Source organism: Roseibium aggregatum (assembly GCF_017309185.1).
GTDB lineage: Bacteria > Pseudomonadota > Alphaproteobacteria > Rhizobiales > Stappiaceae > Roseibium > Roseibium aggregatum_B.
The window spans coordinates 1,112,902-1,130,087 of sequence record NZ_JAEKJZ010000001.1; the positions used below are offsets into that span (position 1 = coordinate 1,112,902).

Here is a 17,186-nt window from a genome sequence, read left to right on the forward strand (position 1 = left end):
AATTGAACCTGGAAAAAGAAAACCTGCGATCATGACCATCGACCCACCGGATCTGGAGTGGCTGGACGGCGGCGTGCCCCGCGCCGGCCGGTTTGGCGACACCTATTTCTCCAAGGCCGGCGGTCTGGCCGAAACGCGCCACGTCTTTCTGGCCGGCAACGGACTGCCGGATCGCTTCAAGGGGGGCGAGGTCTTCACGATCGCCGAATTCGGTTTCGGTACCGGGCTCAATTTCCTGACCACGCTCAAGGCCCTTAAGGCTTTGCAGGAGCCGCCTGAGCTGACTTTCCTTTCCTTCGAGCTTTACCCTCTGACGGTCTCGCAGCTTGAAAAGGCGCTGGCTGCGTTTCCGGAGCTGGCGGATCTGGCAGTGGAATTGATCTCCAATTGGCGGCCGGAGCCAGGCTGGAACCGCCTGAAGGTGTCTGGAGCGGACCTGGTTCTCGGGATCGGCGATGCCCGTGTGCTCATCGGCGGTCTGACGTCGAAAGACGCCGCTGCGCCGCCGGTCCCGCCGGTCGATGCCTGGTATCTGGACGGCTTCAGCCCGGCGAAAAACCCCGAACTCTGGGATCCGGACCTTCTGAAAGCCGCGGCAAGCCTGACCGCTCCGGAAGGAACGCTGGCGACCTACACCGCCGCCGGCTGGGTCCGCCGCAATCTTCAGGCGGCGGGTTTTGACATCGAGAAGACCGGCGGCTTCGCGGGCAAGCGGGAGATGGTGGTCGGACGGAAGAATGCACAGTCCGTACCCTAGACAGGTTCAGCCCATCTCCGGCACCGGCGTGACCGCCTTGCCGGTCTCGAACCAGCTTTTCAGATTGTCGACCACAAGCTGGCCCATGGCGTCGCGGGTCGCCTGGGAAGCCGAGCCGACATGGGGCAGGACGGTGACCCGGGGAAGCTGCAGAAGCTTTTCGGGAACCTCCGGTTCGTATTCGAACACATCCAGACCCGCGCCCATGATGGCGCCCGCCTCGAGCGCCGCGATCAGCGCTGTCTCGTCGACCACCGAGCCCCGGCCGATATTGATCAGAAAGCCCTGCGGCCCGAGCGCGTCCAGGACCTCCCGGTTGACCGCGTGCTTCGTCTCCGCGCCGCCGGGAGCGACGACCATCAGCGTGTCGCAGGCGGCCGCCAGATCCGTCAGGCTGGCGTGATAGGGATACTCGATGCCGTCCTGCCTGCTGCGGCCGTGATAATGGACCTCCAGTCCGAAGGCCTCGGCCCGTTTGGCGATCGCCTTGCCGATCCGGCCCAGCCCGAAAATCCCGAGCGTGCGCCCGCGCAGCGTGGCCGGCGTCAGCGGGTAGGGGCCTTTGCCGGTCCAGTTGCCGTCCCTGAGCCATTGCTCGGCTTGGCCCAGTTCGCGGATCGCCATGATCATCAGACCGATTGCGGTGTCGGCGACCTCGTCGGTCAGAACGTCCGGCGTATGGGTCACCATGACATCGGCGGCCAGGCAGTCGTCCGTGTCGACGTGATCGTAGCCGACCCCGAAGCTGGCGATGATTTCCGCGTTGGGGACTTTTTCAAGGAATGCCGTATCGATCTTCGACCAGGACAGTGCCACGCCCCGGATTTTATCGCCGATTTCCGCCAGCATCGCCTCCGGATCGTCGGCGTCGTAAAGCCGGTGCACGGTAAAAGCCGCGTCGAGCTTCTCCTGCACGGAAAGCAGCATCGGGCGGGGCATGAGGATGTCGACGGTCATGGAGCGGGTCCGCTGGGAAGGGGAGGTTTGAAACTGGATAGCTTCCGAAACCTTAGATGCAACGGGAAGACCTGAAAAGATCCGATTGGCTCCCGTCGGCTTAATCTTTTTCTCCGCTCATTGCCTTCTGGCGGGCGGCGCTTTCCTTTTTCAAAGGACGCGACACGGGGCAGACTTCCTGAACATATCTGTTCAGAGTGTTGGCCAGGCTCTCCTGAACGAGTGAGTAGTGAACATACTGACCCTTCTTGGCCTTGCGCACGAGACCTGCGCTTTCCAGCACCCCGAGGTGCTGGGAAATGGAAGGCTTTGACATGTCGAAGCGCTCGGCGATTTCGCCGGCTGTCAGCGAACCGTGTGCGAGATAGGCAAGGATCTTCCTGCGAGCGGCCGAGGCGAGGGCCTCGAAGATCTTTTGCATGCCTCCCGTTTCAACCTCGGCGAAGTTTTCTGTCTGGTCGTTCATTCTGATCTCGCATCACAGGACTCTCGATTTACCAAAATTGTAATTAGGTAATTGCCTAATTATATAATGAATGGTAATTAGCTTATTGCCTAAATAGTGGACGTCCCTTCTGAAGGCAAGAGCCCGCCGGTATTGGCGGATCATTTGTCAACACGCCGACGCTGCTTCTGGAAGTCATTCCGGAGGTCGACGCAACACGCCCGGTCGAAGGCGATGAGGGGAAAATATGATGTCAGAACAAGTTTGCAGCAGTTCGAAAAGCATCTCCACGGAACGTGTGCACTCGGAAAACGGCGCAAGCCCGGTTGATGGAAGAGTTTCTTTGAAGCCGGCCAAGGCCATCTGGATCGTGGGCATGACCGCCACGGCACTTATCGCCGGGCCGCTGACCTTCTCGTGGCAGGCCTTTGCCTTATTCCTCGTTCTCACGGCAATCACGATTTGCGGTGGGCACTCGGTCGGTATGCACCGACTGCTGATACACCGTTCCTTCAGGACGGTTCCCTGGGTCGAGAGGTTTCTCGTCTGGCTCGGCGTGCTTGTCGGCATGGCAGGGCCTTTCGGAATGATCCGGCTACACGATTTTCGCGATTGGGGACAACGCCAGTCCGATTGTCACGAGTTCTTTTCCCATCGCTCCGGATTCTGGAAGGATGCTTACTGGCAACTCTGCTGCGGCATTGTCCTGGATAGGGAGCCGATCTTCAGGATCGAGGACAACGTGGCGAACGACCGCTTTTACCGGCTTGTCGAAAAGACATGGATGGTGCAGCAACTTGTTGTGGCCGTTCCGCTCTATCTGCTCGGCGGCCTGCCTTTCGTGGTCTGGGGGATCTGTTGCCGGGTTTCCGTGTCGCTGATCGGTCACTGGTTGGTTGGCTATTACGCCCATCAGCCGAAAGACAATCTACTTTACGTCGAAGGCGCCAGCGTTCAAGGCTACAATCTTCCGAAATTCGGCGTAATCACCTTCGGCGAGGCCTTTCATGAAAACCACCACGCCTTTCCGAAATCCGCCAGGCTGGGATTCCTGTCTGGCCAGACCGACCCGGGCTGGTGGCTGGTGATGGGACTGGAGCGGCTTGGGCTCGCCTGGGACGTGAATACACCTGAGACGCTTGAGGCGCGCACTGGATTGACTGTAAGCGTTCAGGGGATCCAATCATTGGATGGCGCCCCGGGGTGGTTGCGATCGTTGCCTGTTCGTTGGCGCGGTTCAGCCGCAGAATGATACCACGCTCGGGATCTTGTTGGTGAGCCCGTATTGCCGGCATGTCCATGCATTCTTTGTGTCGCCACGTCTCGTGGCGGCTGGATGCCGACGGGAGAGGAACGCTTCTCCGCAAGTTCGTTTCGTCAGGCAGACATCTTGAAATTAACGCATCAGTCTAAGCAATTATTAAGTGTGTCAATTTATAGTGCAATTATTGCGCGGCGTTTGCAGATTTTCAATGGCTTGCGTCTAAATATGAAATGATCGGGCTGGAGCAGGATGAAGAGAGTTTTTGTTTTTGTTATTTCGATTTTCTTTTTGATACTCGCCGGAGTAATTTACGTGACTTCGCTCGACAGTGTGGAGTCGACCAGGTTCGAAGCCGTCTATTTCGACCGTAGAGACAAGGATGCAACGTCTGTCAGCAGAAAAGTCGCCGAGATCGGGATCAAATATTCTCAGGACGATTGGTTTCCAAGGATAGATCCTGCGAATTTTGCGGCCAACTGGACTGGAACTCTGAAATTCGAAAAAAGAGAAAAGAAGCAGATTCAAATCAGTCAGGGGCACGCCGACACCAAGGTTGTAATCGACGGTGAGACGGTATTCGAGGGAAGCGACTTTGCCGATTTCGTGCATGAATTTTCGCCCGGTGAACACTCACTGGAAGTTTTTCATCTAAACAGATGGCACGTAGTCGATTTCAAGTTTACGATACAGGAAGTATTCGAGAAATTTAGCGAGAGCCAGCTGAAGTATTTTCTTGACAGTTTCGAGGAGCCCATCAGCGAAGCTATTTATTTAGGCATCTACGCGAGTCATTCAAAAGACCAATCGGTGGAAGTGGACCTTGAGGCATTTGCAAAGGGTAAGGTGATCTGGCTGGATACACACGAAGCCGTTGACTGGACTTTGCACAACGATCCTGGAATTGCTGCTGTCGTCATCGCCTCATATGCACCGGGGACGCGTGTATTGGGTCTTGAAAACGATGTGCCGATCGTTCACAGCAAGAACCTCCTGGGCGTGAATTCGGGAGTGGTGACCAAGTGCGTTTGCGCAGCCGGAAATTTCCACTGCTACCATCAAGGCGAATTCTCAGAACTTGAGAAAAAAGTGTTCGATGCCACCGGGGCGCATTTGGTGGGATATGGGACCGGTATTTCTGGTGGTAAAAAAGTCAGGATCAGCCCGTTCGATGAAACGACACTTGCAGCTATCAAACAGGATCGCGAGAGAATAAGGGAAGCCGAACGGATCTGTAAAAAAACTGTCGAACCGCAATTCGATGCACTTTTTGAAGAAGACTAGAGCCAAGCCTCAATCATCGCAGGCCGACATCCCGCAGGCATTCATATCGAGATCCAGGCGGGCCTGGAATTCTGGAGTGCTCTTTCGACGGAGCGCTTCTCGCCCATATTCCCCCATTGCCCCAAGCGTCCATTTCCCCTAAAAGACCCGGCAGAATTCCAAAAGATCCCGTCAGTTTTTCAAGTGGAGAAGCGGAGCCCCATGGCGCGCCAGTTCATCTATCACATGCATGGTCTCTCCAAGGCCTATAACGACAAGAAAGTCCTCGACAACGTCAACCTCTCCTTCTACCCGGACGCCAAGATCGGCATCCTGGGGCCGAACGGGGCCGGTAAGTCGACGCTCTTGAAGATCATGGCCGGCCTCGACAAGGAATACACCGGCGAGGCCTGGGCGGCCGAGGGCGCGAAGGTCGGTTACCTGCCGCAGGAGCCGAAGCTGGACGAGACCAAGACCGTGATGGAAAACGTCATGGAAGGTGTCGCCCACAAGCAGGCGAAGATCGACCGCTACAACGAGCTGATGATGAACTACTCGGACGAGACCGCCGAGGAAGCCGCAGCTCTTCAGGACGAGATCGACGCCCAGGACCTGTGGAACCTGGAAAGCCAGGTGGAAATGGCGATGGAAGCCCTGCGCTGCCCGCCGTCCGACGCCGCTGTCGACAATCTCTCCGGCGGGGAACGCCGCCGCGTGGCGCTCTGCCAGTTGCTCCTGTCCGAGCCCGACCTCCTGCTTCTCGACGAACCGACCAACCATCTGGACGCGGAAACCGTCCACTGGCTGGAACGTCACCTGCGAGAGTTCAAGGGTTCCGTGCTGATCATCACCCACGACCGCTACTTCCTCGACAACGTCACCGGCTGGATCCTGGAGCTCGACCGCGGCCAGGGCATCCCCTACGAAGGCAACTACTCGGTCTATCTGGAGAAGAAGACCAAGCGCATGGAGCAGGAAGGCCGCGAGAACATGGCCCGCTCCAAGGCGATCGCCCGCGAGCGCGAGTGGATGGGCATGAGCCCGAAAGGCCGTCAGACCAAGTCGAAGGCCCGTATCCGGGCCTATCAGGACCTCGTGGCCATGCAGGAAGAACGCATGCCGTCCATCGAGCAGATCCTCATTCCGGTGGGTGAGCGCCTCGGCGCCAACGTCATCGACGTGGAAGGCGTTTCCAAGGGCTTCGAGGACCGTCTGCTGATCGACAACCTCACCTTCAAGCTGCCGCGCGGCGGCATCGTCGGCGTCATCGGCCCGAACGGCGCCGGCAAGTCGACGCTCTTCAAGATGCTCACCGGCCAGGAAAAGCCGGACAGCGGTTCCGTGACCATCGGCGAAAGCGTGCATCTGGGCTATGTCGACCAGTCCCGCGACGCGCTCAACCCGAACAACACGGTATGGGAAGAGATTTCCGGCGGCGCCGAGGTGATCTACCTCGATGACAAGGAAATCAACTCCCGCGCCTATTGCTCGTCCTTCAACTTCAAGGGCCCGGCCCAGCAGGCCAAGGTCGGCGACCTCTCCGGCGGTCAGCGCAACCGCGTGCACCTCGCCAAGGTCCTGAAGCAGGGCGCCAACGTGCTGCTGCTCGATGAGCCGACCAACGACCTCGACACGGAAACCCTGGCGGCTCTCGAGGACGCTCTGGAAAACTACGCCGGCTGCGCCGTGGTCATCTCGCACGATCGTATGTTCCTCGACCGCCTTGCCACCCACATGCTCGCCTTCGAGGGCGACAGCCACGTGGAATGGTTCGAGGGCAACTTCGAGGACTACGAAAAGGACAAGGTCCGCCGCCTCGGCGCCCACGCCGCCGACCCGCGCCGGATCAAGTACAAGCCGCTGACGCGGTAATAATACCAACCGTAGCTAACAGAAACCCATCTGATGGCACGTTCCTGTTGGTTGCGGATGGTATAAGCTACACCGAGCATCGAAAGAGGCGGTCCCTCGGGCTGCCTCACACGGCTGACAAACCTCACGGTGTCATTCCGGACAAGTGCAGCGGAGCTGTGCGCCGATCCGGAATCCAGGTGTATTTTGCGCCTAAGGCGCTCAATAGCTAAATGAATACAAAAAGATATGAGGTTTGGTGCTCGCTGACGCTCGCGCTGATTGCTGGATTCCGGCTCACGCGATGCCGCTTCGCGGCACGCTGGCCGGAATGACGGTAAGAGGTTTGCCAGAAACCTCAGGCGGTCCTTCGGGCCGCCTTTTCTTAGGCCGCTCCGCCAAGGTTCTTTCGGTGCGTCTTTACCAATTTCACACCGCGCATGGCGTGTAATCGCCGGCGTCTCAAATCATCGTGTGGACCGTGGTGTGCAATTCGAAAAAATGATTCAGTCTCCGTACCTTGGCACCACGGGTTAAACCTAAACCAATGCTTCAGGCCGCCGCGACCATAAAGACGAAACTCCTGCGCACGGACCCGGGCGGACTTCGGCTCATGCGCGGCGTGCACCTGATGCTGACCGTGCTTGGCGCGGTCTTCCTGGCAAACGTCGCGGCGGGTCTCGTCCCGGGCCAGTCCGCCTTCAAGCTGGCCGTTCTGGCAGCGGCCGCCGGCGGGCACTGCCTGATGTTCACGCCGGTCTCAACCCGGCGGGCGGAGATCCTCGGTATCCTGAAGCTTGGAGGTCTGGTAACGGGCCTCTTTGCGCTCGGGGCCGTTGCCGCTGCGCTTTCGGGAAAGAACGCGTCCAGCGTTCTGCAGGGTCTCTGGATCGGCACGATCATGACCGGATTTGCGCTTCAGGGGCTTGGGGCCTTCTGGCAGCGCGCGGGTCGGATCATGGCGGTCTGCTGGCTGTTCGTGATCCTGAGCACGCTCGGCGGGTCGCCCGGCATCTGGCTGCCGGTCATGGCCATTCTGGGAGCCCTGGTCGCGCTGGTCGTGCGGACCGGCCCCTGGCGGCCGTCCACACGCGGGACCTACCTGAGGGTGGAAGCCGCCAACCGGCGGGCGATGGCCGGGTATCTGCGGCAGGCCGCCGAAGACGTCGCGGACACGGCATCTCCCGCGCCTGTCACCATCAGGGATCTCGCACAGCTGCGCACGGAACTTCAGGTCTGTGCAGACCTGCTCCAGCCCGACCTCGATCTCAAGGGCATGTCTCCGGAAGCGGCGACCATGGTGGAGCTCGCCCTTGAAGTGGTGCGGGATGCCCGCGGACAGCTGTCCGAAGACGGCCGCGAAAGGCTTGCGCGGGATCCCGGCTTCCGGGCTTCGCTGGAGGCCCTTGCGAACCGTTTGCGGACGGGGGAGGGAGGGGCTGTCCCTTCGGTAAGCTGGGTAGAGACCGGCAGGAACATAACGACAGAGGACCGGTTCCAGGAGCTGCGCATGGCCCAGGCGTTCGAGCGGCTCTGGATCCTGGCTGCAAGGGACACGCCGGTTCATCAAGGCCTCGAGCCGGATGAAAAACGCGCTCCGAACACCTGGTGGCGGCAGCTTTCCTGGCGCTTGTCGCTTCAGGCCGGCGTGGCCGCGGCAATTGGCTTTGCCCTCGGTTTCGCGTTCGATCTCAACCACGCCTACTGGGTGACACTCACCGTCATCATTGTCCTGTCGAACAGCCTCGGGGCCACTCTGCTTAGAACCGCACAGCGGATTGGCGGCACGGCGGGCGGTGTCGTGCTGGCGATGCTCGTCGATCCGGCACTGGCGGATTTTCCGGCCGTCCGGCTTGTTTTAGTCGTCATCGCCATTCCGGCCGTGATCGTTTTCATCGACCGCAACTACGCCATCGCCTCCGGCATCATCAGCTTCCTGGTGGTGATGGGCCTGCAGACCCTCGAAGGCCTGCCGATCGGTGAACTCTGGTCGCGCCTCTACGACACGATGATCGGCGCGGGTGTCGGCCTCGCTGCGGCATGGCTTCTCTTCCCGAACCGGACCGGTGCCGGCTATGTTGCCCTGGCCTCCGATTATCTTTCGGCCTGCCGGGACTGCCTGAAAGGGGAAGGGGGAGAGCCGGAAAAGGATCTCCAGGATCTTGCCCGCCTCAGAACGGCGGCGAGCACACTGATCGCCACGGCCAGATCCTACAGGATCGAGCAGGCGCCCTGGTCGTCCTTCACCCGCGCGTCTAGCGATTTGAACGTCCAGGTGATCGTGCTGGCCCAATACGTCGTGCTCTACCGTGAAGCCCGCGCCGACGTTCTTCGGGCGACGGCGGGAGTTTCGAACGCCCCGGACATCGAAGCGCTGATCGGCCGCATGAACAAGCGCCTGGAAGACGAGTTCGATGCGGTCCTGGAGGGGCGCGAAAAACAGACCGTTCCAGGTCTCGAAGACGACTGGATGGCGGCGATGCCGGAAGGCGGATCCGGCGATCTCGCTGTGATGACCGCCTGGGTCGCCATGCTCTATCACGCCCGCAAGATTCTCAGGTGCCTGGACGGATTGCGGGCCGAGAAGCTTCTGTCCGCGCCGGCCTGACATTTCCTTTTTGAAAACTGATGTGCGCCGCTCAAATTTTTGGCGCGGCCAAGAGATGAACGGCGGTTTTCAACGCTTCAATGAGCTTCGTTGGCCTGCGGAACGGTCCCGCCGCAGCATCGCAGTCTGACCGCCGCGGGAGAACCGATTGACAGATCGGCTCAAGTTTTTTCCAGGAGATCTCAGGGGCACACCGGCATTCAGCGCATCGGGCAGGGGGAGGGCGCTTTTCGCAGGATTTCCTCAAAGGACGATGAAAAGGACAAGGCTTGCCACCTTGAGGCAGATGCGACCGATCCGAACCGGATCAAGTACAAGCAGCAAACACGGTAAAATTAAAATACCGAACGACATCGAGGCGGGTCCGATGATCTGCCGTTTTTGTTTGGCTTTGCGACGTTCACTCAAAGAGAATTTATTGTTTGAAAGCAAAGGTCTGTATTTTAAGATTTGAAAACGTCAACCAGGGGTTTTGATTGTGCGTGTATTCTTCTTTTGCGATTGCTCTCCTTACGTAAGAATATTATGATTACGTGCCCGTTGAGTGCGTCTATTTCAGTGAGTGACGCAGGGTAATTTTATGAAGTGTTTCTTTTATGAAGGAGAGGAAAATGGCTAAGCTGGCTCATGGCCTGTCGAGATACGACAGGCTTGTGAAGGAGTGTCTGGAGGACAATGCTCTCAACACTCATGCCGAAGGAAAGGTCCTGCCGCAGATTTTTGGCTACCTGCGTGCGGAGGGCGCCAACGAGATTACCGGGAACCTGACGAAAAAGCATATCGTCGATTCCTTCGAAGCCCTGGTCGATTCCATGCGCGTGGAAGACGTGGAATCCGGCAAGGCCGATGCGGGCATGACCTTTCTCGGTCAGTTCATCGATCACGACATCACCCTCGACGCGCAAAGCACGATCGGCACCAAGATCGACCCGCGCAACATTCGCAACGTGCGCACGCCAAGCCTCGATCTGGATTGCGTCTACGGCGATGGCCCCGAAGCGTCCCCGCATCTTTATTCCCAGCACGAGGAGACCGAAGGCTTCATGCTGATGGGGCGGGAGGGAAGTCCTTACGATCTGCCGCGCAATTCTCACGGCCGCGCCTTGATCGGCGACCCGCGCAATGACGAAAACATCATCGTCAGCCAGGTTCAGGGCGCCTTCATCATGCTCCACAACATCCTGATGAGCCTCTACGCCAAGGGAAAGGACGAGGAAAAGCATATCAGCGGCTGCGCGCAGATGGGCATCCGTTCGGATGTCTGGACCAAGGTCATCCCTCCGAACCTGATGGGCTTCGAACAGGTGCGCCGCTTTGTCCGCCTCCATTACCAGTGGATCGTCCTGAACGAGTTCCTGCCGGCCTTTGTCGATCCGGAAGTGATTGAAAAGGTTCTGGCGGAAGACCCGTTCCGCAAGCATGCGCCGATCATGCCGGCGGAGTTTTCCGTTGCATGTTACCGCTTCGGTCACGCGACCGTGCAGCCCAGCTACCGGTTGCGCAAGGGCGAGGACCCGATCGCGCTGTTCGACATGCTCGGCTTCTCGCCGCGCGGTCCCCAGTGGGATCTTGAAATGGCGCAGATGTTCGACGTGGCCGGCACGCGTGCGCAAAAGGCGCTGCCGGTCGGCACCAAAATGGCTGCCAGCCTGTTCGAACTGCCGGAAAACATCGTCGGCGGCGGCGAGGACTGGGACGGTTTCCCGATCACGGTGAGCCAGGCGCGCAAGCTCGGCCTGCGCAACATCCTGCGCGACCGCACTTCGTTGCGGATTGCCTCCGGCCAGCAGCTGGCGCGTCTCTGGCGCATTCCCGAGCTCGCCGCGCCGAAGGTCCTCAGGGACCGGCATATCACCAAGACACCCTTGTGGTTCTATTCGCTTCAGGAAGCCGAGGAACGCGGCAAGGGCCGCCTGACGGGGGTAGGCGGCACCGTCGTCGCCGGGGTGCTTACCCGCCTTTTGAAGCTCGACCCTGAAAGTGTCCTCAATACGCCGGGCTTCGAGCCGTGGGCGGGCTTCGGACCGAAGTGCTCGTTTGGCAACATCATGCAGTTCGTCGAGGAGCACCGCGATCACGTGAAGGACAGGGACAGTCTCTTCTGCGGACCGTCCCAGGAAGAATGGGAAGCGCGTCAGGCCAAGGGAAGCTGAGTTTCCGGTCTGTCGGCGTGACGTGACCCGAAAGAAACCGGGCGGCCTCAGGCCGCCCGGTTTTGTCTTGGAGGCGGCCGGTCCCGGGAAGCCCCTTCGGCTGCAATTGCAGATGTCGAGCGCCATCCTGTTACAATTTGCAATAGATCGCTGTGTAGGTTTTGATGATCCGCACCCGGGAAACGCACTTGGCTCGCAGGAAGGAGTTCGTCATGAGGTTTTGGAATTTGGCGGTCGCCGGAGTTTTGGCCGGCCTGGCGGGAACGTTCGCCACCGCCGAGGAGACGCAGCCGGTCAAGGCTGACCCCACGCCGCCGCCGGAATACGATTTCGTGCAACAGGCCGGGGGCATGACCTTTGACGGAAACCGGCTCACCCTGACGGACGCCAACTCGGGTGTCCTCTTCTTCAGCGACCGCCCCTACCGGATCGGCGGCCAGATCCCGAATGCGGAGTTCGCCGCATACTGGGACCTGGACGAAGGCTTCAAGGGCGACCCGCCCAACGCGGTGGTCAGCGTCCTGAGCGAGACCGGAAAGGCTCCGGCGCTGGTGGAGCTGACGGCCGCGAAGACCGAAGGGGCCAGCATGGTTTATGACGTCAAGGTGTTGCGCGGTGAACTGCCCGAAAGCGCCTCCGGCGTCGCGCTGTTTGTCGACCACGGTCCCCGGCCTCGGCCCCGCCGGGCGGTCCCGCCGCACAGGGGAGCGCCACATCATGGAGGACACCCGCCGCATGGCGGCGGTTATTCGCCTCCACATCATGGAGGAGGCTATCCGCCACCACCGCCACCGCACCATCCGGCCGGTTTCGAGCCTTACGGACCTTATTGCTATCACGCGCCGCAGGATCCGCGCTGCCAGGCGTGGCACCGTCCTCGCCACCCCTACTATCCGCCGTACCCGCCCCCCTATCATCCGTACGGTCCGTATTATCATCCCGGAGCAGCCTATGCGGCCGGGGTCGCGGCGGGAGCCGCGATTGCGGGTGCCGCCGCCAGCCAGCCGACCTATTACTATTATCCGATTCCGAGCGGTCCCCTGCCGGCGAATTGCTGGATAAACGCGCAGCACACACAAATGGTGTGCTCGGTTCCGCTGCAGTAACGGGATCAGAGTGAAAAAACCGGAACGGTCCGCGCTCCAGGTACGGGCCGTTGCGGGTCAGATGCTTTCAAGGTGTCGCATTATGTCCTCGGAGCTGTCAGTGATCGCGCTCGAGATATTCTTCAACTCTTCGGTGAGGGCACCGAATTCCTTGCCGTAAGGACCGGCGCGATCGGCCGATATCTTGGCGTTCAGCGCGATCATGCGCGAAAATTTCGAGGCCTTCTGGATCTCTTGCAATGCTTTCAGGACACGTTCCGAATCTTCGTGACGCTTGTCCCTGCGCCGCTGCATCTCTTCGGCGAAGTCTTCCTCCAGCGCATTGACGATGGCCTGCAGCGTCTGCAGCAGCTCGACGAGCACGAATTGAGAGAAGGCATCGAACGCGGCACGTTCGGGGGCCGTGTCGCCGGAAAGTGCTTCCATCAGCGCATGGGCTTCCGTAAGGAACCGGTCGATCCGCCAACGGCCAGATCCAATGGTTCCGGCATCCAGGACGGTTGCAATTCGGGCAGAGGAAAGTTGCGGCAGACCGGCTGCGTCGTCTCCGTTCAGGAGGATCCGGTAGCCGTGCTCGAAGTCTTCCAGTGCTTTTTCAAGCATTTTCCAGATCGGGCCGTTGACCGGCGTGCGCTTTTCCGCCTGGCTGGACAGTGTCAGAAACAGGAAGCCGATGCGCTGCGACAGCATCCGCTGGCGTCCAGCAATGTTGATCAGCTTCCCGTAAATGTCTTCGCTCAGTTCCATCTGCGATATCGTCAATTACGTCGGAGAATCAATTGCTCACGGAAAAATAATGAAGAGGTTGACCTGAAAAAGAAGCGTAAAGCTTGAGCAAATTGCATAAACTTTGGCTTCTCCAGCAGGTTTCAAAATAAAGCGAATATATCCCAGTCACTTATGGCAAGATCAATTACATTTGTTGGTTTACCGGCCGCGCTTGACTTAGGTTTAAATGACGATGCGCCGGTCCCTGCCGATGCGATCAACGGATTGGAGATGTCAAGGATGGACCAGCTCGACTTGTTGCCCGAAGACCTGAAGGTCTCGCCGGCTTTCAGGACAAGCGGAACGGTGGACGGTGTTTACAGGACCGTGGCGGCAGACGATTTCGCGACCGAGGCCATAAAGGCGCTGGAAGTGACCTTCGAAGGTATCCCCGGAGACCGTCATGGCGGCTTTACCCGCAAATCCGGCGGCCGCGAGCCGTATTATCCGCGCGGCACGGACATGTGCAACGAGCGCCAGATATCCATTCTGTCGGCGGAGGAACTCCGGGAAATCGCCGCCCGCATGGAAATTCCGTCCCTTGAGCCGGAGTGGATCGGCGCCAATATCGTCGTCTCCGGCATTCCCCGCCTGTCACTGATCCCGCCGCGCACGCGGCTCGTTTTCGAAGGCGGCGCCGTCATCCGGGTCGACGGCGACAACGCACCCTGCCGGATCGCCGGGGCCGGTATCGCCGCCCATTTTCCGGAGCGGGAGGGACTGGACCTCGCCTTTCCGCAAAAAGCCCGGCGCCTGCGCGGCCTGGTGGGATTCGTCGAAGTTCCCGGAACGATCGGGGCAGGCGAGGCCATGACGGCCCATGTCCCGGAACAGTGGATTTATCCCAGGGCCTGAGAAGGCGGGTTCCGACTGAAAACCAGCTGACTCAGGAGCATGCATGCTGCCAATCCATCACATGGTCGACCGGGCGCCGCAGCCCGTCGCGCCGTTTTCTCACGCGGTCGAAGCGGATGGCTGGATCTTCGTAACCGGTCAGATGCCGACAGACCCGCAGGCGCCGGAAGCGCCCCTGCCGGTCGGGATCGAGGCCCAGACGGTCCGGGTCATGGAAAATCTCAGGCTGGTGCTGGCGGGCCTGGACCTCGGGCTGGAGAATGTGACCTTCGTCCGGGTCTATCTGACGGAGTTCGACCGGGACTACCAGGCGATGAACGAAACCTACCGGACGTTTTTTCCGGCGGACAAGCTGCCCGGCAGAACCTGTGTCGGCGTCTCCGGGCTGGCGGTCGGCGCGCTGGTCGAAATCGATCTCATCGCGCGGCGGCCCTGACCGGTTGCTATCCGTTCTCCGGGCCGTCTTCCATCTCGACGGCCCGGTTGCAGCCCCAGCCGCGCAGCACGTCGTTCATCTCTTCAACAACGAAGTAACGCGCCGCGTCGCGGTCGTATCCTTCGTCCAGAAGCCGGTCATAGTCGGTCAGGTCGTGCCGGACGTGGCTCGTGACGGCCTGCCACAAGGCAATCGAAGGGGGCAGGTGCCGCAGATGGCCGGCAAGAGCGACGGACAAGACGGCTTCCGCATCGTGCATCGGCACGCGCGGCAGCAGCGCGCGCAAGGCCTTGCGCATTTCCTTCTGCCGTTTCGTGCCACCTGTCAAAGTCTAGTGCGCCCCGGTCTGCAGCGCCGGTGACTGTGCCGCGCCGGCGAGCGGCAGCCCGGCGACTTGCCTCCCGGTACGCACGCTTTGCGCGACTTCGTCGAAGGAGAGAGCCGGCGAGAAGAAGAACCCCTGAATAAGCTCGCAGTTCAAATCTTCCAGAAGCGCGAGCTGGCTCTCGTCTTCCACGCCTTCCACGACACAGCGCATCTGCATGGACCGGCACAGGTTGAGAATCGAGGTGATGACGCCGATCGCCATCGGATCCTGGAACCCCTTGATGAAATTTCGGTCGACCTTCACACAGTCGATCGGCAGCCGGTGAAGGTACCCCAGGCTGGAATAGCCGGTGCCGAAATCGTCCAAAGCAAGATCGACACCGGCGGAGCGCAGGGTATGAAGGCATTTCTCGGCAGCCTCGTAGCTGCCGATGACCGACGTTTCGGTGATTTCGAAGGTGATGAGCGTCGGGTCGATCTTCTCCCGCTTGATGATGTCGAGCAGTGTTTCCACCGTGGCCTGGGAGGTTATGTCGTGCGCCGACAGGTTAAACGACAGCAGCAGCCGCCCCGGAAGCGACTGGATTTGCCGTATCGCCTTCTTGAAGAGGGCGATGGTCAGCCGATGGATCTGGCCGCTGCGTTCCGCGATGGGAATGAACTTGTCCGGCGAGACGTTGTTCAGCTCCGGACTATGCCAGCGGGCGAGAGCCTCGAAACCGATGACGGTGCGATCGGGCAGGGAAACGAGCGGCTGGAAATGGATCTGGAACTCGTCGTCCAGATCCGCCTTCTGCAGGGCGTTTTCGATTGCGCGCTCCGAGCGAATGCGGGCTTCGTGGCTGGCGGAATAAACCGTCGTTTGGCCGCGCCTCTCCGCTTTCGCGTTGTAAAGCGCGTAGTCGGACCGGTCGAAAAGGCTGTGGGCGGTGGTGCCCGCTTCCGGAAAAAAGGCCATGCCGCAGGACGCGCCCACGGTCATTTCCAGGTCGCCGATCCTGTAGGGCTCGCTGATCCGGTCGCAGATCGTCTGTCCGATCCCGGCCGCCCGGCTGAGGTCTCCCAGATAGAAAAAACCGAACTCGTCGCCACCCAGCCGGCAGACATCGACATCCGCAAGATCGAGTGACTTCAGGCGCTGGCCTATTTCCGTGAGCAGCAGGTCTCCCGATTGATGGCCGTAGGTGTCGTTGATCGGCTTGAAGCGATCGAGATCCACGATGCCGACCGCAAATTCCAGACCCTTTCCCTCGATATCTTCGACGAGGGCCTCGAGCTTGTTGAAGAAATAGCGCCGGTTGGGCAGGTCGGTCAGCGCGTCGGTCTGGGCAAGGCGTTCGTTTTCCGCATTGAGCCGCTGGGTTTCCTCCTGTTTTGCGGCCAGGGCGGCCTGCGACCTGACAAGCTTGCAAAAGCCCCGGTAACCGTTGAGCAGGACCTGAAGGATGACCAGGCAAACGAGAAAGATGTTGAGCGAGATCGCCACGTAAACGTCCTGCCCCTGTTGCCCGTAATAAATCAGATACGGCACGGTGACGATGAACATGACCGCCAGCGCGGCCTGCGGCAGGTGCATGAGGCAGAAGATGCAGCCAATCACGGTGATGCCGATAAACAGGGCCACATGTCCGCGCTCCGCCGGGCCGCCAAACTGGTCGAGACTGAGCGACCAGACGATGAAGATCACCGAAACAAGGCTGCCGAGCACGACGGTCTGACGCATCTTCCGGATGGCCTGTTCCGGTCCCAGGACGATGTTGCGGGCCGCAATCCAGGCATAAAGACGGCTGCCGGTCACCAGAAGCATCGGAACGAGCATGCCGACGGTCAGATAAAAGGGCGCGGAATCGAAGTGTGTGTAGGCGACCGCGACGGAATTGACCATCAACAGGGCATAAAGTGAGGGAATCTGTGTTTTCAGTTCGTTGTATTGAGCCTGGGCGATGTCGGGATGTCGGGGGTCGATCATCATCCATCTGATAAATGCGCGGATGTTTTCCATCTTCACCTCCGAAATTCTTTCCCAAACGGAAGTCTAAAAAAGAATAAAACCAGGACTGTCTTCACTCTAAATATTCTGCTGAAAATACGCGGCTTTACACCCTTCATGACGCGGTATTTTCCTTAATCTGTGTATTTAATCACAGTGTAATTTCAAAAGCGCTAACGTCAATATTGCGAGTGGTTTCAGGCTTGTTGCGGTCTTGCGCCTGGATTGTGCGTTGGGAATTCGTCAATTCTCAGAGACAGCCGGCGCGGTCAGACTATTTCAAGGACTTTCCGGTAGATCATGTTGCTTGTTAGGCGGGAATGCAAAGTGACTTCAAGAAGGTTCATGAAATCGTGCTGCGGAAATTTGCCTTCGCCTCTGACGATTATGTTTGTGCTTGAGTTCGGAT

General features: G+C 59.6%; 14 protein-coding genes. 9 read left to right on the top strand and 5 right to left on the bottom strand.

The window, feature by feature from the left end; all coding sequences use genetic code 11:
* Window positions 1-31: 31 nt before the first annotated feature.
* Window positions 32-757, top strand: a complete 726-nt coding sequence (mnmD, locus tag JF539_RS04835) for a tRNA (5-methylaminomethyl-2-thiouridine)(34)-methyltransferase MnmD (RefSeq protein WP_207139200.1) — start codon at window positions 32-34, stop codon at window positions 755-757.
* Between the two features lie 6 nt (window positions 758-763).
* Here the strand turns inward: mnmD and JF539_RS04840 are convergent, their stop codons facing one another.
* Both JF539_RS04840 and JF539_RS04845 read right to left on the bottom strand, forming a co-directional pair.
* Complete coding sequence (locus JF539_RS04840) at window positions 764-1,714, bottom strand: 2-hydroxyacid dehydrogenase (RefSeq protein ID WP_207139201.1); 951 nt, start codon at window positions 1,712-1,714, stop codon at window positions 764-766.
* 100 nt (window positions 1,715-1,814) lie between these two features.
* The gene (locus JF539_RS04845; RefSeq protein ID WP_236042343.1) at window positions 1,815-2,180 is read right to left on the bottom strand and encodes a metalloregulator ArsR/SmtB family transcription factor; all 366 of its coding nucleotides are present in this window, start codon (window positions 2,178-2,180) and stop codon (window positions 1,815-1,817) included.
* Window positions 2,181-2,535: 355 nt separating this feature from the next.
* Between JF539_RS04845 and JF539_RS04850 the strand changes: the two genes are divergently transcribed.
* The 6 genes from JF539_RS04850 (at window position 2,536) to JF539_RS04875 (ending at window position 12,401) form a co-directional block, all read left to right on the top strand.
* Complete coding sequence (locus tag JF539_RS04850; protein WP_236042344.1) at window positions 2,536-3,411, top strand: acyl-CoA desaturase; 876 nt, start codon at window positions 2,536-2,538, stop codon at window positions 3,409-3,411.
* Window positions 3,412-3,735: 324 nt separating this feature from the next.
* Window positions 3,736-4,704, top strand: a complete 969-nt coding sequence (locus JF539_RS04855; RefSeq protein WP_207139203.1) for a hypothetical protein — start codon at window positions 3,736-3,738, stop codon at window positions 4,702-4,704.
* 201 nt (window positions 4,705-4,905) lie between these two features.
* A complete protein-coding gene (ettA, locus tag JF539_RS04860; protein ID WP_207139204.1) occupies window positions 4,906-6,555 on the top strand; it encodes an energy-dependent translational throttle protein EttA in 1,650 nt (549 codons plus the stop codon).
* 526 nt (window positions 6,556-7,081) lie between these two features.
* On the top strand, window positions 7,082-9,142 hold the full coding sequence (locus tag JF539_RS04865) for an FUSC family protein (protein ID WP_207139205.1): 2,061 nt from the start codon (window positions 7,082-7,084) through the stop codon (window positions 9,140-9,142).
* 611 nt (window positions 9,143-9,753) lie between these two features.
* On the top strand, window positions 9,754-11,295 hold the full coding sequence (locus JF539_RS04870; RefSeq protein ID WP_207139206.1) for a peroxidase family protein: 1,542 nt from the start codon (window positions 9,754-9,756) through the stop codon (window positions 11,293-11,295).
* A gap of 212 nt (window positions 11,296-11,507) precedes the next feature.
* Entirely contained in the window at window positions 11,508-12,401 is an 894-nt protein-coding gene (locus JF539_RS04875) for a hypothetical protein (protein WP_207139207.1), read from the top strand.
* A gap of 57 nt (window positions 12,402-12,458) precedes the next feature.
* Here JF539_RS04875 and JF539_RS04880 read toward each other — a convergent pair whose 3' ends face one another.
* The gene (locus JF539_RS04880) at window positions 12,459-13,148 is read right to left on the bottom strand and encodes a type IV pili methyl-accepting chemotaxis transducer N-terminal domain-containing protein (RefSeq protein WP_207139208.1); all 690 of its coding nucleotides are present in this window, start codon (window positions 13,146-13,148) and stop codon (window positions 12,459-12,461) included.
* 261 nt (window positions 13,149-13,409) lie between these two features.
* Between JF539_RS04880 and JF539_RS04885 the strand changes: the two genes are divergently transcribed.
* A complete protein-coding gene (locus JF539_RS04885; protein WP_207139209.1) occupies window positions 13,410-14,024 on the top strand; it encodes an MOSC domain-containing protein in 615 nt (204 codons plus the stop codon).
* Window positions 14,025-14,067: 43 nt separating this feature from the next.
* Window positions 14,068-14,460, top strand: coding sequence for a RidA family protein (locus tag JF539_RS04890; RefSeq protein WP_207139210.1), 393 nt, complete (start codon window positions 14,068-14,070; stop codon window positions 14,458-14,460).
* Window positions 14,461-14,467: 7 nt separating this feature from the next.
* Here the strand turns inward: JF539_RS04890 and JF539_RS04895 are convergent, their stop codons facing one another.
* Window positions 14,468-14,758 carry a DUF2293 domain-containing protein gene (locus JF539_RS04895; RefSeq protein WP_236042345.1) on the bottom strand — a complete coding sequence of 97 codons (291 nt, stop codon included), beginning with the start codon at window positions 14,756-14,758 and terminating at the stop codon, window positions 14,468-14,470.
* 33 nt (window positions 14,759-14,791) lie between these two features.
* Window positions 14,792-16,789, bottom strand: a complete 1,998-nt coding sequence (locus JF539_RS04900; protein WP_207139212.1) for a putative bifunctional diguanylate cyclase/phosphodiesterase — start codon at window positions 16,787-16,789, stop codon at window positions 14,792-14,794.
* Between the last annotated feature and the right edge of the window lie 397 nt (window positions 16,790-17,186).

What these genes read in the sequence shown, in the direction of transcription:
- mnmD (WP_207139200.1), top strand. Translation starts at nt 32, where the DNA reads ATGACCATCGACCCACCGGATCTGGAGTGGCTGGACGGCGGCGTGCCC.
- JF539_RS04840 (WP_207139201.1), bottom strand. Translation starts at nt 1,714, where the DNA reads ATGACCGTCGACATCCTCATGCCCCGCCCGATGCTGCTTTCCGTGCAG.
- JF539_RS04845 (WP_236042343.1), bottom strand. Translation starts at nt 2,180, where the DNA reads ATGAACGACCAGACAGAAAACTTCGCCGAGGTTGAAACGGGAGGCATG.
- JF539_RS04850 (WP_236042344.1), top strand. Translation starts at nt 2,536, where the DNA reads ATGACCGCCACGGCACTTATCGCCGGGCCGCTGACCTTCTCGTGGCAG.
- ettA (WP_207139204.1), top strand. Translation starts at nt 4,906, where the DNA reads ATGGCGCGCCAGTTCATCTATCACATGCATGGTCTCTCCAAGGCCTAT.
- JF539_RS04865 (WP_207139205.1), top strand. Translation starts at nt 7,082, where the DNA reads ATGCTTCAGGCCGCCGCGACCATAAAGACGAAACTCCTGCGCACGGAC.
- JF539_RS04870 (WP_207139206.1), top strand. Translation starts at nt 9,754, where the DNA reads ATGGCTAAGCTGGCTCATGGCCTGTCGAGATACGACAGGCTTGTGAAG.
- JF539_RS04875 (WP_207139207.1), top strand. Translation starts at nt 11,508, where the DNA reads ATGAGGTTTTGGAATTTGGCGGTCGCCGGAGTTTTGGCCGGCCTGGCG.
- JF539_RS04880 (WP_207139208.1), bottom strand. Translation starts at nt 13,148, where the DNA reads ATGGAACTGAGCGAAGACATTTACGGGAAGCTGATCAACATTGCTGGA.
- JF539_RS04885 (WP_207139209.1), top strand. Translation starts at nt 13,410, where the DNA reads ATGGACCAGCTCGACTTGTTGCCCGAAGACCTGAAGGTCTCGCCGGCT.
- JF539_RS04890 (WP_207139210.1), top strand. Translation starts at nt 14,068, where the DNA reads ATGCTGCCAATCCATCACATGGTCGACCGGGCGCCGCAGCCCGTCGCG.
- JF539_RS04895 (WP_236042345.1), bottom strand. Translation starts at nt 14,758, where the DNA reads ATGCGCAAGGCCTTGCGCGCGCTGCTGCCGCGCGTGCCGATGCACGAT.
- JF539_RS04900 (WP_207139212.1), bottom strand. Translation starts at nt 16,789, where the DNA reads ATGGAAAACATCCGCGCATTTATCAGATGGATGATGATCGACCCCCGA.